This window comes from Mesorhizobium captivum (assembly GCF_033977165.1).
GTDB lineage: Bacteria > Pseudomonadota > Alphaproteobacteria > Rhizobiales > Rhizobiaceae > Mesorhizobium > Mesorhizobium captivum.
Genome location: NZ_JAVIJB010000076.1, coordinates 1 through 15,717 on the forward strand (window position 1 = coordinate 1; position 15,717 = coordinate 15,717).

The window sequence follows — 15,717 nt, forward strand, 5'->3', positions numbered from 1 at the left end:
TGTCGACCCACAGATGCGAGAACTGGCCGAAGCGCGACATCAGCACCTTATCGCCGGGGCTGAGCACATTGGTCATCGCCGCTTCCCAGGCGCCAGTGCCGGACGAAGGGTAGATGAAGACGCGGCCGGTCTCGTTCTTGAAGACTCGCTTGATGTCCTCGAACAGCGGCAGCGTGAGATTGGGGAAGGAGGCGGCGCGCATGTCCTCCATCGGCAGGTTCATTGCTTGCCGGACCTCCTCCGGAATGTTGGTCGGCCCTGGGATGAAAAGATGGGTATAACCGGCCATGAAGTCCTCCTCGGCGAGCGGCAGACCCGCTCATGTCATCCAAGGAGCATCAATCGACAGCCACCTATCAACAACACCTGCCCGGATAGAAATGACCTATTGGCCGGATAGGCTTTTACCCACCCGGCCGGATGATGAAACTCCCGGCAATCGAAACGAATCCTTGAAATTGCCGAGGCGCTGACAGGCCATCGTCGCTGGAAGCCTGTTCGGCGCGAACCGAAACCATTCTTTGGCGGGCCGGGCACGGGCTTGCGACTGCGTCCTGCCGCGCCTGAGAGTTCGGCGGGCAAAATGTGGCGGTAATCGAAAGGAGTTGGAGCAGGACATGGCCAGCCAAAGTGGCGGGCTCAACCTCTGTGGAGGAATACGCGAGGGACGCCTTTACCCGGCCTGGCGAACGGCATGCGGCTTCATGGGGGCGACCCGGTGCCGTCCTGCCGGGAACATCGTATCAAACAGTGAGCTCACCAGCTTCCGTATCTGGCGCCCACGGGCACGGCTTGGTCAGTCCGCCCAAATGCCCGGCGACGTCGGGGCGCCGTCGTCATATCTTGACAGCCATTCGACGATCTTCGGCAGATTGGTGACGAAACCCTTGTAGGTCGCAAGCTCGATCGGCAGGTCGCGGATGACGCGATGGAAGCGCCTCGCCCATTTCGGCACCGTCACCAGTTCGTCGAGCTTGATGAGGTAGCAGCGGATCGGGAACACCAGGGCGTTCGAGCGGGGCAGACGGAAGAAGGTCTGCAGCTCGACGCGCAGATGCATCATCTGCCCCATGTTCTCCAATGTCAGATCCTTCTTCATCACGCCCCATTTGTGGTAGTTCTCGGGGCTGGTGTCGAGCAGCGGATTGACCGTCATCGTCCAATTCAGACGTCTCGCCGGCGAGCCCTGTTGTATGTTCAGAAGGAACTTCAAGGCACGCTGGAAGATGCCCATCTCGTGCGCTTTCGGCACGGGTGCGTGCCACTCGAAGAAGTTCATGCCGATGTCGAAATCAAGGCTCCAATCGGCCTGTGTCGTCACCATACCGGCATCCATCCACAGGTTCTCGTCGCGCTGATCAAGCACCGCGAAGTCGCCCTGGGTCTGCCGCGCGATGTATTCCATCGGACCGTAGGGCAATGTGGTCTCATCGAGGAAAGTGAACTTCTGTTCGATGCCCAGCGGACGGTTGATCCAGTGCCATCTGGCGCCGTCGCGGTGGAGCTCGAAAAGCTCGGGATACTCCAGCGCCTTCGAGGCCATGATCAGCTCGAGCAGATCCCAGCCGGCGAGCGTCATGTGCGGCAGCGACTGGCAACGCAGCGGGTCTTCGGCAAGGACGCGGGCGCGGTCGCGCATCTCCGACACATAGTGCTCATCGACGTCGAAAGTCCGCTCGTAGACGCTGCCCGGGCGGTATGATTTGTGCGGCTCCAAGTTCACCGAGTACATGTAGCTGTCCTCGGGAAACGGGAATGGGAAGCGCTTGACCGCCTCCGGCGAGTTGCGGAAGGTGAAGTCGTCGTGGAACGTTTCTTCCTTGAAGATGATAGTCATCGCGACCTCCCTCGCTATCGGTCCAACACCAGCGTCTTGCCTTCGAAGCGGGACACGCACGGCATGATCTTGTCGCCGCCGGCACATTGCGCGGGCGTCAGCCAATGGTCCTTGTGCAGGAATGTCCCGTCATATTCGAGGACATCCGTCTCGCACTGACCGCAGGCGCCGCCGCGGCACAGATAGGGCGCCTCGACGCCGGCTGCTTCGATCGCTTCAAGCAGGCTCTGATGTTCGCCGACCTGGATGACCTTGTTCGACCGCGCCAGCATGACCTCGAATGGCTTGCCCGATGCAGGTGCAAGGAATTCCTCGTGATGGATCGACTCGCGCGGCCATCCGAGCGCGGCGGCCGTCTTGCGCACCCAGGCGATCATGCCTTTGGGCCCGCACACATAGACGTGCGTGCCGAGCGGTTGGCCGTCGAGCAATCCCGGCAGGTCGATCATCTCGCCCCGGTCGTCGTGATAGATATGGACGCGCGAGCGATAGTTGGCCACCAGCTCGTCCGCGTAGGAAGCGAGGGATGGTGTCCGCACGGAGTAGTGCAGCTCGAAATTGCCATTCATGGCGCTGAGCTGCTTGATTTGCGCCAGGAACGGCGTGATGCCGATGCCTCCCGCAAGCAACAGGTGCTTTCGGGCGCGCAAATCCAGCGCGAAGAGATTGACGGGGTTGGAGATGACCATTTCCATCCCGGGCCTCACGTGCCGGTGCATGAACAGCGATCCGCCTCTTCCAGTGTCGTCGCGGCGGATCGATATCGAATAGCCCCGCGGGTCGGCAGGATCGCTCATGATCGAGTAGGGATTGCGGCGCACGCGATCTTGGTCGTTCATCTCCACGACGGTATGCGCGCCGCCGGAGAAGGTGGGCATCGGACCGCCATCACGGCGCACGAACCTGAACCGGGTGACAAGCTCGTTGACCGGCGTGACCTCGGCCACCGTCACGGGTATTTTTGCGGCTCCTGCGCTCATCTGAATCGCTCCACCGATTCCGGAATGTTGCCGGGGTCTTCCGCGTCGATCCGCACGCCCTGGAAGGCCGCTATGCGGCGCGAGTAGTGATCGCGCACGAACAGATGCAGCCCGCAATGGGCGCATTGGAAAGGATCGTGTGTCACGTCTTCAGTGACGCCCTTGCAGTGCACGCACTGCACGCGGCGCGCGGTGGAGCCGCGGTGCTCCGTCTGGATCGCGGAATGCGGGATGCCGGCCTGCGTGGCCTCGAGCATCGCCTGTCCCATTAGCCCCTCGGTTCCCGCTAGATAGACCTGCAGGCCCATATGCGCCCCAGCCAGGACCCGCCTTAGCCGCGGAAGCGCGGCGTCGTAGGTCGGCCCGACATAGAGTTGAGCAGGGGCAAGTTGCTTCAGCCTTGCGACGAACTTGTCCCCTGACGTCTTGGGGAGGTAGATGATGTGAGTCCCAGCGAAGAAATCGGGGGGCGCAGAGGCGACCAAATCGAGGATCGCCTCGGCACCTTCGGCATCGGCGACCATCAAATGCAGTCGCCCCGACCGTATCTCCAGCACGCCGTAGACGGGGCGGCTTGGAATCGAGCCTTCTAACACTGACGTTGACCCTCGGCTCCGTTTTCGTTGGTTTGCGGGCTTGAGCCCTGTTCGCAACACCTCACCGCGACCTAGCCTTTGGCGGTGCGGCGCTTCTTTTCCGCATCAAAGAACGGCATCGAATGCGCGACGCAAGGGATTTCACCGGTCGAATTCTGAACGGTCATCCTCACCCCGTCGACGGCACAGTCCACCGGCATGCGCGCAATGCCGATGTTATGCTTGTTGAGACCGGAGTACATGCCGATCGTCACCACGCCGACTTTCTTGCCGTCCTTCAGCAACGGCGCGCCCTCCTCGGCCGGCGTCGTGCCTTCGAGCTTGACGCCATAGATCTTGAAGCGCTCCTTGCCCTTCAGCCGATAATGTTCCTCCGCGCCGCGGAACCCAACCTTGCCGGGCGAGACGGTGAAGTCCAGCCCGAGTTCCCACAGCGTGTCGCCGGGACCTTCGTTCTCGAATGGATACTTTTCGGAATTGTCGTAAGGGAAGAACAGCAGATAGCTTTCGGCCCGCAGCAGATCGAGCGTGGTGAACCGGCAAGGGATGATGCCCATGCCCGCCCCCTCCTCCAGGATCCGGTCCCAGATCGCGGGAGCATCCTGGCCACGGCAGAAAATCTCGTAGCCGCGCTCGCCCGTGTAGCCGGTGCGCGAGATCGTCACCGGCAGACCGAAAAGCGAGGTGTGCATATGGCTGAAGTAGTTCAGGTTCCGGATGCCTTCGACATGCTTGTTCAGGTAGTCGACGGCCAGCGGCCCCTGCAGCGACAGGTCATGCAGATTGTCGTCGAAGCGGATGGCAACGTCGCGGCCCGTGGCCGCCATGGTGAGTTGTTCATGAGCGCCGCCCGAGCCGTGCACGACCATCCAGCTGTTCGGCCCCATGCGGTAGATCACGCAGTCGTCGATGAACTTGCCGGCGTCGTTCAGCATGGTCGCGTATACCGAACGGCCGGGCATGATCTTCTCGGCGTTGCGCGTCGTGGCGCGGTCGATGATGTGGCTCGCCGCCGGACCGTTCAAGTGCACCTTCTTCAAACCCGAAACGTCCATGAGGCCCGCCTTCGTGCGGATCGCCAGATACTCGCGCTCCGGGTCGCCCGAGTACTGCCAGGCGGTACCCATACCGCTCCAGTCTTCAAGCTTCGAACCAAGCGCGCGATGGCGATCGGCGAGCGTGGAAAATCTCCAGGAATTGGTCATTGCATTCCCCTTTTTTTATACCAATTATTGAACCAGTTTGCGAGAACTGGTTCCTGAAATCAATACTCCCGTTAAAATTTTTTACCTGAGAGCAAAATGACCGATCGGACATCGCGGCAAGGAAGAGCCGAAGGCCAACCGAAATCGAGCGGGAGACCACTTGCACGAAACAGACGGCGAAACGCCAAATTGGCGGTCAGGATCATCCGGCCGCCAAAAGGGCCCGGTCATCGGCCGTGGCTTGCGCGGCCAACCAGAACCGTCGCAAATGGATGCGGACTTTCGGATGCCGAAAGGAACGTCGTTGATGTCATCGAAACATGAGGCTGCCTTGGCCCTAGTCGCGGATCATTCAATCACTGCCACGGTTCGCGTCGTGGTGGACACGCTGCTGGCGCGAATCACCTCTCAGCAATACGCCACCGACGAACGACTGCCCTCGGAACGAACATTGGCTGGTGAACTTGGCGTCGCCCGGAACACGGTTCGCGAAGCGCTGGACATACTTGAGAAACATGGCTTCATACGCCGGCGTGCCGGGAGTGGCAGCTTCGTGAAGGGTCAGGCAACTCCGGATGACGCGACCGGAGGTGTCGCTGCCGAGGCGAGCCCGCTCGACCTCTTGGTGATGCGCGGAATAATCGAACCCGACATGATGAGACTCGCCATCATCAACATGTCGCCGCGTGCCATTGAGGGACTGAGCGAGACCTTATCCGCCATGGAAGGGGTTCAAACCGAAGCGGCGGAGTTCGCCCGGCTCGAGGATGAATTCCACCGTCAGGTTGCCCGCGGCGCGGGAAATCCGCTGCTGACGTCATGTTACGATCTGTTGATCCAGGCTCGCCGCCAGAGCTTCCGCGCTGCGCTCAACCGGCGGCATCTGACACCCAGGCGAATACAGGACTACCAGCGCCGCTACAACACGCTGCTCAACGCGATCATCGCCCGGGATATCGAGAGCGCTGTCGAATTCACCAAGCTGCTGCTGATTGAGGAACAAAAGCTGCTTCTGCAAGAAGATTGAGCTCGGTCGGTCCTATCCGGCGGCGATGCGCAGTTCTCCGGAGACACCGGAATGGCGCTGGTCCCACATCAGCCCAAGCGCGCGCATTTCGTCGCGCAACCGGCCGCCGTGCCTCTGCAGCCAAGCCGGGACCGACCCAAAGGCTACGATTCGCGCCTGGCCATTCGTAATGCGCACGACGGGCCAGTCGCCGATCAGGGCGTTGTCGTTCCCGAATAGATCCGAGCCCGCCCATTTCGCTATCCCGAACGCATGTTCGCCGAGCCCGCCATGCTTCATCGCTGCAAGAACGGAGACAGGCGCTGCCGTTCCAGCTTTCTCGACCGCCGCGTGCCAAAGGTCGAGCGTGGCAACGTATTCCCAGGAAACCGCGCTCCAGCTGTCCGGGAATCGCCGATTGTACTCCGCGAAGAACTCGGCTGGGCGATTGAAGAAAAAAGCCTTGTCGCGGAGCTCCGGATCGTCGAAGTCCGGGAACTGGAACAGAAAGCCCTCCATGAAATCGATCGATGTCCGGTCGACCAGCCGCCGATAATAGTCGGCGGTACAGGAAATGATCTGCCCCCGAAATCCCGACCGGAAAGCAGCCTCGGTCAGTGCGTGAACCATTGGCTCATAGCTAGTGCACCAACACAAAATGTCGGGACTGCCGGCCAGCATCGCGCGCAGTATTTCGTCGGCGTTCGTAGTTTCCGGCGCGTAGCGGATCTCGCCCACCGACGCGATCCCTTCGGCCGCAAAGGCAGCCCGATAGGTCGCCAGCGAGGGCAGGCCCAGCGCATCCGTCTGGCTGCACATGGCGACGCGGCGCAAGTCGGGCCGGTTGCGTGCAAGCCATTCGACTGCCGTGACGTTGTAGAGAGGATGGATCTCGCTGGGCGCGATCAGGTACGGCGTGTCGGGCGAAAGATCGCTCGGCAGCAGCGTAGAAGTCAGGATCTTGCGCGACATTAGATAGTCCTGGACCGGGCGAAACGTGTCGCCTCCGTGCATCATCAGCAGCCCCACCCCGTGATCCTGCACGAGGCGCCGAGCTCCTTCCGCCGCCCGATCGGGTTCGTAGCCGCAGTCCTCGGCCAACAGTTGGACGTTGTGCCGCGTCCCGCCGATGAGCATTCCGCCGGTGCGATTGATCCAGTCCACCCAGATGCGGCAGCCGTTCAGTCCCGGCAACCCCCAAGAGCTGACAGGCCCGCTGAGCGGCCCGAGAAAGCCTACTTTGACCACTCGTTGCGCGCCGACACCCAGCCGTTTGACCTGGGCGTTCACTGCAAGTCGTTGCACTAGGCTGGCGGCATTCATGGCGCGCTCCTTACCGACCGTTCATAGACCGAGGCCAATTCCGGCGCAAATTCATTTTCCTTCCATGAATATTAGTTGACAAGTTTGCCGTTTCGATCATAACTGGTTTGAACCAAAAGAACCAATCTAGCAAAAACCGGTTCAGACCAATGGGAGAATCATGATGAAGAAACGGATTGCCGTCATCGGTGCCGGCCCGTCCGGCTTGGCTCAGTTGCGCGCCTTTGCGTCCGCGGCGCAGCAAGGCGCGGAGATTCCCGAAATCGTCTGCTTCGAAAAGCAGAGGAATTGGGGAGGGTTGTGGAACTACACCTGGCGCACGGGCCTGGACGAATTCGGCGAGCCGGTGCATGGCTCGATGTATCGCTATCTCTGGTCCAACGGCCCGAAGGAGGGTCTCGAGTTCGCCGACTACTCCTTCGAGGAGCACTTCGGCAAGCAGATTGCCTCCTATCCGCCCCGGGCCGTGTTGTTTGACTACATCGAAGGGCGCGTGAACAAGGCTGGCGTCCGCCCGTGGATCCGTTTTTCCATCGTTGTCAGGTATGTGACCTGGAGCGCTGAGACCCGCAAGTTCACCGTGCGTGTGCACGATCTTCCCAATGACCGGTCCTACTCGGAAGAGTTCGACCACGTGATCGTCGCGTCGGGCCATTTCTCGACGCCGAACGTGCCGGAATTCCCCGGATTCGAGACATTCAATGGCCGTATACTCCATGCTCACGACTTCCGCGATGCACGAGAATTTGTCGGTCAGGACATACTGATCATCGGAACCAGCTACTCGGCCGAGGATATCGGTTCCCAGTGCTGGAAGTACGGTTGCAAGTCGGTCACGGTCAGCCATCGTACGGAGGCCATGGGCTTCAAGTGGCCGGCCAACTGGAAGGAGGTGCCCCTACTGACCAAGGTCGAGGGCAACGTCGCAACCTTCAAGGATGGCTCGACCGCGACGGTCAACGCGATCATCCTCTGCACCGGCTACAAGCACCATTTCCCGTTCATGCCGGACGACTTGCGGCTGCGCACAGCAAACAGGTTGGCTACGGCTGACCTCTACAAGGGAGTGGTCTACGTCCACAATCCGGCACTGTTTTATCTCGGCATGCAGGACCAATGGTATACCTTCAACATGTTCGATGCGCAGGCCTGGTGGGTGCGCGACGCAATCCTCGGCAGGATCAAGCTGCCTGCGTCCAAGAACGAACTGGTCACCGATGTCGAGAAGCGGGTGGCGGCCGAGGATGCAGGGGAGGACAGCTATGACGCGATCCGTTACCAGGGCCGCTATATCAAGGAGCTGATCGCCGAGACCGATTATCCAAGCTTTGACGTGGACGCTGCCGACGAGGCTTTCTTCCAATGGAAGAAGCACAAGATCAAGGACATCATGGGCTTCCGCAACAACAGCTACAAGTCGGTCATGACCGGCAGCATGGCGCCGCAGCATCACACACCGTGGAAAGATGCGCTGGACGACACGATGCAGAGTTATCTGCGCAACTGAGCTTGCGTTGCCGAGCCACTTTTCCCGAAGCCCTATGGACCGTTCACTCTCCCGTGCCGCGCTCAGAGCAGTTTCGGGCAGATGACGAGATGAGAGAGGAGGAGCCAGGATGCTGACTACACAGACCGCACATAGGTCGTTTAGTTTCTACCTCTTGCCTGGTTTCTCGCTTCAGGCTTTCTCCTGCGCGGTAGAAGTACTGCGGTTAGCCAACGAAACGATCGGGAAAAACGTCTACAGCTGGCAAGTCATATCTGAAGACGGGCAGCCTGTGATGTCGAGTTGCCGGCTGACCGTCGCCATCGACTCCACGTTGAAAGACGAACGCGAGCGAACCCAAAAATCAAATTTGACGTCAGCCGCGGTGATCTGCGGCGGCAATGCCATCCCGCGCCCAAACAGGCAACTCGATGCCTGGCTAAGGGAATGCCGCATGCGCCGCATCCCCCTCGTCTGCATCGGCAGTGGCACTCTCGTTGTCGCGCGGGCTGGATTGGCCGACGGGCGCCGGTGCGCCGTTCACTGGGAGCAGCTTCCGCTATTTTGCGAGCAGTTCCCGGGGATAGAATCCACGCAGACGGCCTTTGAACATGATGGAGATCTGCATACCTGCTCGGGTGGGGATGCACCTTTCGACATGTTCCTACACTTGGTGGAACGTGACTATGGTTCGGTCATCGTCAACCGCGTCTGCGAGAAAGCCATCGCATACCGAATGCGTTCAGCCGGGGAGCGACAGCGCCTGCCCCTCCATTCTCGTGTCAAGCTCAACCACAAGGCAGTGATGAAGGTCATCGGCCTGATGGAGGCAAGCCTGGATGATCCTATGCCGGTCGACGATCTTGTCACGTTGAGCGGAATATCGCGCCGGCAGATCGAAAGGCTTTTCGACAGGGAGTTGGGGCGCTCGCCGAACCGATACTACATGGAACTGCGCCTGGAGCGCGCGCAGCTTCTTCTTGTGAGCACAAACCTGCCGGTCGTGGAAGTTGCGGTGGCCTGCGGTTTTGTCTCGCCGTCGCACTTTTCCAAAGTCTATCGCGAAGCCTACGGATGCGCTCCGCATCAGACACGATTGGCTGCCCGTGCGGACGGGCGCGTCGACCTGATGGACCCGACGCTGCTGGGATTGGACTGCATCGAGGTATCCCAGCACAGGTTGTCGATGACGGCGTAGCCACTCAAGCAGCTGGGCCCCGGCCTCAGCGAGGAGGTAACGATGCTGACCACGATCTACCCTCCCGTCCGCGGTGGACCGCCGCAGCCGAGCCGCATTTTTCGTCCCGGTGGATTGGCTCTGCCCGCCGGCACCGAGCGCTACATTGTTCGCGGCGCCGGAGCGATCCTGGTCGACATTGCGGCAGGCGACAGCATCACGGTAACGAATGATGAGGGTGGCCAAATCTGCGAGGTCGTCGTCGCTGACGCGTCGGGCAGCATTGACGCCGGCATCGCGGGCCATCGTCCGAACTCGGATGCCGCGGGTTTGAAGGCGCTGCTGACCAGTCAGGACGGCAGCCTGCAACGACTGCGCAAGGCGCTGGAGATCCGTGGTATCGACCTCGCCGCGGCGGGCGGGGTTCGCTTCTTCGACGCGACAACACCGCCGAAGACCAATGTCGAGCTGACCGTCCAGCGCGGTGGCTGGCTCGTCATCGCCGCGCCAGGAACCGACATGGCGCCAGATGGCCAGGAGACTGCGACGCCGCTGACCGTCCATGTGCGGCGTTCAACGATACGCTTGCGTGAGATCTCCCGGGATTTGCCGGATCCGCTTGCCGATCCGGTTCTGGACCTTCGCGTGCACTCGTCGACGGCAGAGGCCTATTTCGTCAAGGCCGGGGACTACATTCAGATCATCGATGTCGACGGACGCCAGTGCACCGATTTCCAGTGCTTTTCGGCGCGCAAATTAGACAAGGGAAAGGAGCATGCACTCGACGTCACCGCCACGCGCAGTGCGATGGGGCATGCCTATCCGTTGCCCGGCCTGCATTCGAAATACTACGACCAGGACTTCCTGCCGCTGGTCGAAGTCGTACAGGACACTTGCGGCCGGCACGATGCCTTCTCGCTGGCGTGCTATGCGAAATATTATGACGATATCGGCTATCCAGGCCATATCAACTGCACGGAAAACTTCAACAAGGCGCTCGGCCCATACGGCGTCGGTCCGCGCGGCGGCTGGATGGCTGCCAACTTCTTCTTCAATACCGGGGTCGACGCGCATGGCGTCATGTATGCCGACGAGCCATGGTCGCGGCCTGGCGACTACGTGCTCTTGCGGGCGCTGACCGACCTCGTCTGCGTCAACTCCGCCTGCCCTGATGACACAACGGCGGCCAATGGCTGGAATCCGACCGACATCCATGTGCGCACCTATTCAGGGATCGAGAAATTCCAACGCGCCGTGGCGGTCCGCGCCACTCCCGATTCGGAGCCAAAGATGACCAAGGAAACCGGGTTTCACGACCGCCTGTCCAAGCTGACCCGCGACTTCGTGGAGTATCGCGGCTACTGGCTGGCCAACAGCTACGCACAAGCCGGGCCGATCGACGAATACTGGGCTTGCCGGCAGAAATCAGTGCTGATGGACCTTTCCGCCCTGCGCAAGTTCGAGGTGACGGGACCGGATTCGGAAGCGCTGCTTCAGTACACGCTGACGCGTGACGTGAAGAAGCTGGCCGTCGGCCAGATCGTTTATACCGCCATGTGCTACGAGCATGGCGGCATGATCGACGACGGCACGTTGTTCCGCCTCGGCCAGGACAATTTCCGATGGGTCGGCGGCGACGAGTATTCGGGGATGTGGCTGCGCGAACAGGCGGAAAAGCTCGGCCTCAACGTCCTGGTCCGCAGTTCCACCGATCAGTTGCACAACATTGCCGTGCAGGGGCCGGAGAGCCGCGAGTTGCTGGAGAAGGTAATCTGGACGCCGCCGCATCAGCCATCGATCACCGAACTCGGCTGGTTCCGTTTCACCGTTGGCCGCATCGGTGATGACCAGGGCCTACCTGTCGTGCTGTCGCGTACAGGCTATACGGGCGAGCTGGGCTACGAGGTCTGGTGTCATCCCAAGCACGCGGGGGAGGTCTTCGACGCGATCTGGGCCGTGGGGCCGGCGCACGGATTGACGCCCATGGGCTTGGCCGCCCTCGATATGGTTCGGATCGAGGCGGGATTGATCTTCGCCGGCTATGACTTCTCTGATCAGACCGACCCGTTCGAGGCGGGCATCGGCTTCACCGTGCCGCTCAAGTCCAAGGCCGACGACTTCATCGGGCGGGACGCGCTGATCCGGCGCAAGGAACATCCGTCGCGCAAGATGGTCGGGCTTGACATCGAAGGGGCCGTCGCGGTCGGCCATGGCGACTGCATCCACCTTGGGCGCGCGCAGATCGGCGAGGTCACATCGTCAACGCGTTCGCCGATCCTCGGCAAGAACATTGCGTTGGCGCGCATCGACGTGGCCCATGCCGATGTCGGCATGCAGGTCGAGATCGGCAAACTCGACGGCCATCAGAAGCGGCTGGCGGCCACGATCGTCCCGCTATCGCATTATGATCCCAAGAAAACCCGTCCACAGTCCTGACGCATATGGAACCAGTAGCAGTCAAGGAAACTCTTCTTGCGCAGATCGGCGGCGAAACGGTTTTGCGCGGTCTGGTCGACTGCTTCTACGACCTGATCGAGACGGATCCTCGCGTAAAGTCGCTGCTGCGACTGCATTTTCGCGGACACGGTGTCGACCATGCCCGCGAGGAACAGTTCAACTTTCTATGCGGCTTCCTCGGCGGGCGTCGTCACTATCTGGAAAAGCACGGGCACATGGACGTCCGTCTCATGCACGCGCATGTGCCGATCTCGGCAGCCGACGCCGAAGACTGGCTGACTCTGATGGATCGAGCGATCGCCGAAATGCAGCTTTCAGGCCCGCCGGTGGACAAGATGCGCTTGGCATTCCGCCGTGTCGCACTGACGTTGATCAACGATCTTGGGGAATGGGGGGCGGGAAACGCGCTTAACGACATCGAGGAGCGTCGACGATCGCGATGAAATAAATAATACTAGCAGGAAAAACATAACCGGCAGAGAGAAGCCGGATCGCAGGAACACTCAACCTCTAACAATGGGAAAAGAGCCATGAGCGCTTTATCGGAGACTTACGCGGAGGGAACCGCGGGGCAGTTGCATAGAAGCATTGACTGGCGAGGCGCCTTTTGGGTGGCGAGCGGCGTCCCCGCCCTCGTTCTGTTCTCGATCGGCGGCATTGCTGGAACGACTGGGAAGCTGGCCTTCGTGATCTGGACTGTGTCCATGATCATGGGTTTCCTGCAGTCGTTCACATATGCCGAGATCGCCGGGCTGTTTCCAAACAAGTCCGGCGGCGCTTCGGTTTATGGCGCCACCGCCTGGCTGCGTTATTCGAAGTTCATCGCGCCATTGTCGGTGTGGTGCAATTGGTTCGCCTGGTCACCGGTGCTGTCGCTCGGCTGTTCCATCGCAGCCGCCTACATCCTGAATGCGCTGGCGCCAATTCCGGTCTTCACCGAAACCTCTCCGCAGGTGGTTGCCTACATCGGGACCCACGCCGGGACGAGCGCGGCCGACGCCATCGCAGCGGTGACGGCTGCCGCAACGCCTGCGATCCGCACCTGGTCGCTCTTCAGCCACACGCTTGGGCCTGTCAGTTTCTCATTGAACGCGACCTTCTTCATCGGCGCGCTGCTGATGCTGATCATCTTCGCCATCCAGCATCGCGGCATCCTGGGCACCGCCAGCGTGCAGAAGTATATCGGCCTGCTCGTCATCATCCCGATGCTGATCGTCGGTGTCGTGCCGATCTTCACCGGCCAGATCGACTGGGCGAATTTCTCGCCTCTGGTCCCGCTGGCCGCCGCCTACGCGCCCGACCCAGGCTCATGGAACATCGCCGGATGGACGCTGGCGCTCGGCGGCATGTTCATCGCGGCATGGTCGACCTATGGCTTCGAGACCGCCGTCTGCTACACCTCGGAGTTCAAGAACCCCGGCACCGACACCTTCAAGGCGATCTTCTATTCCGGCCTGCTCTGCATGCTTCTGTTCATCCTGGTGCCCTTCACCTTCCAGGGCGTGCTTGGCCTCAACGGCATGCTGGCAACGCCAATCGTGGATGGCTCGGGCGTGGCCGACGCGTTGGCCGGCATGGTCGGCGGCGGTAACCTGATCCACAGCCTGCTGGTGATGCTGATGATCCTGGCGCTGGTGCTCTGCATCATGACGGCAATGGCCGGCTCCTCGCGCACGCTCTACCAAGGCTCCGTCGATGGTTGGCTGCCGCGCTATCTGAGCCACGTCAACGAGCACGGCGCGCCTACCCGGGCGATGTGGACCGACCTTTGCTTCAACCTTATCGTGCTGGCCATCGCCTCGGCCGACGCGACCAGCTTCTTCTTCATCCTCGCGGTGTCGAACTGCGGCTATATCATCTTCAACTTCCTCAACCTCAACGCCGGCTGGATCCACCGGATCGACAACGGCCATATCGAGCGGCCCTGGAAGGCGCCGACCTGGCTGCTGGGGATCGGGGCGATATTCGCCTATGTCAACGCCATCTTCATGGGTGCCGGTGCCAAGGTCTGGAATCCGATGGCGCTGTGGGCCGGCCTGATAACCGCGGCACTGATCCTCCCGGTATTCTGCTTCCGGCACTACATTCAGGACGGCGGCAAGTTCCCCGATCACATGCTGGACGATCTCGGCATGAAGGCCACCGATCTCAGAGCCAAGAAGGCCGGAATCTTGCCTTACGCGACGCTGGTGGCTGGCGTTATCGTGGTGCTGATCGCCAACCGGATCTTCGTACTGTGATCGGCGACTGCCCGATCATCTTTGAACCGGGAAACATTCCCTCCTCCCGGCCGCGTTGAACCGCGGTTGGTTAGTCACCGCCTGCAATTCCGGGCGGTGACTTCTTTTTGGATCCGTGGAAGGCCTGGCGTAGCCGCCTGCCAACTGATTGAGGCAGACAGGGCGAAAATTTCTTTTTCTTCGTATGAATTTTTTTTTCCTTATAGTTGACTTTCAGCCCAAATAATTGCAAGGTTTCGCAACTTGATTTTCGACGTTCGACGGCAAAGCGACGGCGTATTTCATTCTCAAGAGCGGAGAGAGGCGATGGCTGAAGTGATCGATGGCAAGGCTGTTGCCGCCGATGTGATCGCAAAGGTCACAAGCGCGAGCGGCGTCCTGGCCGCTTCGAAGAATGTAACGCCTGGTCTTGCGGTCATCATCGTCGGGGAGGATCCGGCAAGCCAAGTCTATGTGGCTGCGAAGTCGCGCACAGCGAAGGAATGCGGTTTCAATTCGCTACAACACACCCTACCCGCGGATGTCAGCGAAGCTTACCTGATGGATCTCATCGAGGTTTTGAACCTTGACCCGGCGATCCACGGCATTCTGGTGCAGTTGCCGCTTCCCGGTCACATCGATGCGGGCAAGGTCATCCAGGCGATTGCCCCGGAAAAGGACGTCGACGGCTTCCACTTTGTCAATGTCGGCAAGCTCGGCACCGGTGAGGTCGACACGGCCTTCGTGCCCTGCACACCGGCGGGCTCGATGCTGCTGATCGAGCGGGTGCATGGCAAGGATCTTTCCGGTCTCAATGCAGTCGTCGTCGGCCGCTCCAACATCGTTGGCAAGCCGATGGCCAACCTTCTGCTTGCCGCGAACGCGACCGTCACCGTTGCCCATAGCCGGACGAAGAATCTGCCCGAGCTTTGTCGTGGCGCCGACATCCTAGTGGCGGCGGTGGGCCGGCCGGAAATGATCAGGGGTGAGTGGGTAAAGCGAGGCACCACTGTGATCGATGTGGGTATCAACCGCGTCGCCGCGCCGGAGAAGGGCAATGGCAAGAACCGCTTGATCGGCGACGTCGCCTATGCCGAGGCGGCGGACCATGCCGGCGCGATCACACCCGTGCCCGGCGGCGTCGGTCCAATGACGATCGCGCTTCTGATGGCCAACACGCTGACCTCAGCCTACCTCGCCAGCAGCCTGCCGAGGCCACAGTTCTAGAACCACAGCATGCATTTCCGACAACCCAATCTTCGAGGCAAATGACCATGGCCGAATTCAAAACCGATATTGAAATAGCGCGCGCCGCCAAGAAGAAACCGATCCAGGAGATCGGCGCGAAGATCGGCATCCCGTACGAGCACCTTTTGCCCTACGGCCACGACAAGGCGAAGATCTCGGCCGAGTTCATCAAATCGGTGAAGG

At 60.7% G+C, this 15,717-nt stretch carries 13 protein-coding genes and 1 pseudogene; 8 read left to right on the top strand and 6 right to left on the bottom strand.

Annotated elements, in window-relative coordinates:
• From RFM40_RS32725 to RFM40_RS32745, 5 genes and pseudogenes are all read right to left on the bottom strand, one after another.
• Positions 1 to 289, bottom strand: a pseudogene (locus RFM40_RS32725) (serine--glyoxylate aminotransferase); the annotation flags it as partial.
• A 507-nt stretch (positions 290 to 796) separates the two neighbouring features.
• Positions 797 to 1,837: a heme-dependent oxidative N-demethylase family protein gene (locus tag RFM40_RS32730; RefSeq protein ID WP_320278990.1), complete on the bottom strand. Its 1,041-nt coding sequence runs from the start codon at positions 1,835 to 1,837 to the stop codon at positions 797 to 799.
• A gap of 14 nt (positions 1,838 to 1,851) precedes the next feature.
• The gene (locus RFM40_RS32735) at positions 1,852 to 2,817 is read right to left on the bottom strand and encodes a PDR/VanB family oxidoreductase (RefSeq protein WP_320278991.1); all 966 of its coding nucleotides are present in this window, start codon (positions 2,815 to 2,817) and stop codon (positions 1,852 to 1,854) included.
• On the bottom strand, positions 2,814 to 3,413 hold the full coding sequence (locus RFM40_RS32740; RefSeq protein WP_320278992.1) for a dimethylamine monooxygenase subunit DmmA family protein: 600 nt from the start codon (positions 3,411 to 3,413) through the stop codon (positions 2,814 to 2,816). The genes RFM40_RS32735 and RFM40_RS32740 overlap by 4 nt, the downstream gene beginning before the upstream one ends.
• A gap of 71 nt (positions 3,414 to 3,484) precedes the next feature.
• Positions 3,485 to 4,618 (bottom strand): aminomethyl transferase family protein, encoded by a 1,134-nt coding sequence (locus RFM40_RS32745; RefSeq protein WP_059188235.1) that lies wholly within the window; start codon positions 4,616 to 4,618, stop codon positions 3,485 to 3,487.
• Between the two features lie 160 nt (positions 4,619 to 4,778).
• On the opposite strand from RFM40_RS32745, the gene RFM40_RS32750 reads away from it, so the two are divergent.
• Positions 4,779 to 5,645 (top strand): FadR/GntR family transcriptional regulator, encoded by an 867-nt coding sequence (locus tag RFM40_RS32750; RefSeq protein WP_320278993.1) that lies wholly within the window; start codon positions 4,779 to 4,781, stop codon positions 5,643 to 5,645.
• A gap of 12 nt (positions 5,646 to 5,657) precedes the next feature.
• Here the strand turns inward: RFM40_RS32750 and RFM40_RS32755 are convergent, their stop codons facing one another.
• Complete coding sequence (locus RFM40_RS32755; RefSeq protein ID WP_320230194.1) at positions 5,658 to 6,947, bottom strand: ABC transporter substrate-binding protein; 1,290 nt, start codon at positions 6,945 to 6,947, stop codon at positions 5,658 to 5,660.
• Between the two features lie 163 nt (positions 6,948 to 7,110).
• Between RFM40_RS32755 and RFM40_RS32760 the strand changes: the two genes are divergently transcribed.
• From RFM40_RS32760 to RFM40_RS32790, 7 genes are all read left to right on the top strand, one after another.
• A complete protein-coding gene (locus RFM40_RS32760) occupies positions 7,111 to 8,454 on the top strand; it encodes a trimethylamine monooxygenase (protein ID WP_320230193.1) in 1,344 nt (447 codons plus the stop codon).
• 109 nt (positions 8,455 to 8,563) lie between these two features.
• Positions 8,564 to 9,631 (top strand): GlxA family transcriptional regulator, encoded by a 1,068-nt coding sequence (locus tag RFM40_RS32765; protein ID WP_320230192.1) that lies wholly within the window; start codon positions 8,564 to 8,566, stop codon positions 9,629 to 9,631.
• A 42-nt stretch (positions 9,632 to 9,673) separates the two neighbouring features.
• A complete protein-coding gene (locus RFM40_RS32770) occupies positions 9,674 to 12,046 on the top strand; it encodes a trimethylamine N-oxide demethylase (protein ID WP_320278994.1) in 2,373 nt (790 codons plus the stop codon).
• A gap of 5 nt (positions 12,047 to 12,051) precedes the next feature.
• Positions 12,052 to 12,510 (top strand): group II truncated hemoglobin, encoded by a 459-nt coding sequence (locus RFM40_RS32775; protein ID WP_320230190.1) that lies wholly within the window; start codon positions 12,052 to 12,054, stop codon positions 12,508 to 12,510.
• Between the two features lie 87 nt (positions 12,511 to 12,597).
• A complete protein-coding gene (locus RFM40_RS32780) occupies positions 12,598 to 14,307 on the top strand; it encodes a trimethylamine N-oxide permease (RefSeq protein WP_320224001.1) in 1,710 nt (569 codons plus the stop codon).
• A gap of 306 nt (positions 14,308 to 14,613) precedes the next feature.
• A complete protein-coding gene (locus RFM40_RS32785; protein WP_320230189.1) occupies positions 14,614 to 15,513 on the top strand; it encodes a bifunctional methylenetetrahydrofolate dehydrogenase/methenyltetrahydrofolate cyclohydrolase in 900 nt (299 codons plus the stop codon).
• Between the two features lie 47 nt (positions 15,514 to 15,560).
• Positions 15,561 to 15,717, top strand: a 157-nt coding sequence (locus RFM40_RS32790; protein ID WP_320278995.1) for a formate--tetrahydrofolate ligase, incomplete at its 3' end; no start/stop codon positions are given.

What these genes read in the sequence shown, in the direction of transcription:
- RFM40_RS32730 (WP_320278990.1), bottom strand. Translation starts at nt 1,837, where the DNA reads ATGACTATCATCTTCAAGGAAGAAACGTTCCACGACGACTTCACCTTC.
- RFM40_RS32735 (WP_320278991.1), bottom strand. Translation starts at nt 2,817, where the DNA reads ATGAGCGCAGGAGCCGCAAAAATACCCGTGACGGTGGCCGAGGTCACG.
- RFM40_RS32745 (WP_059188235.1), bottom strand. Translation starts at nt 4,618, where the DNA reads ATGACCAATTCCTGGAGATTTTCCACGCTCGCCGATCGCCATCGCGCG.
- RFM40_RS32755 (WP_320230194.1), bottom strand. Translation starts at nt 6,947, where the DNA reads ATGAATGCCGCCAGCCTAGTGCAACGACTTGCAGTGAACGCCCAGGTC.
- RFM40_RS32760 (WP_320230193.1), top strand. Translation starts at nt 7,111, where the DNA reads ATGAAGAAACGGATTGCCGTCATCGGTGCCGGCCCGTCCGGCTTGGCT.
- RFM40_RS32765 (WP_320230192.1), top strand. Translation starts at nt 8,564, where the DNA reads ATGCTGACTACACAGACCGCACATAGGTCGTTTAGTTTCTACCTCTTG.
- RFM40_RS32770 (WP_320278994.1), top strand. Translation starts at nt 9,674, where the DNA reads ATGCTGACCACGATCTACCCTCCCGTCCGCGGTGGACCGCCGCAGCCG.
- RFM40_RS32775 (WP_320230190.1), top strand. Translation starts at nt 12,052, where the DNA reads ATGGAACCAGTAGCAGTCAAGGAAACTCTTCTTGCGCAGATCGGCGGC.
- RFM40_RS32780 (WP_320224001.1), top strand. Translation starts at nt 12,598, where the DNA reads ATGAGCGCTTTATCGGAGACTTACGCGGAGGGAACCGCGGGGCAGTTG.
- RFM40_RS32785 (WP_320230189.1), top strand. Translation starts at nt 14,614, where the DNA reads ATGGCTGAAGTGATCGATGGCAAGGCTGTTGCCGCCGATGTGATCGCA.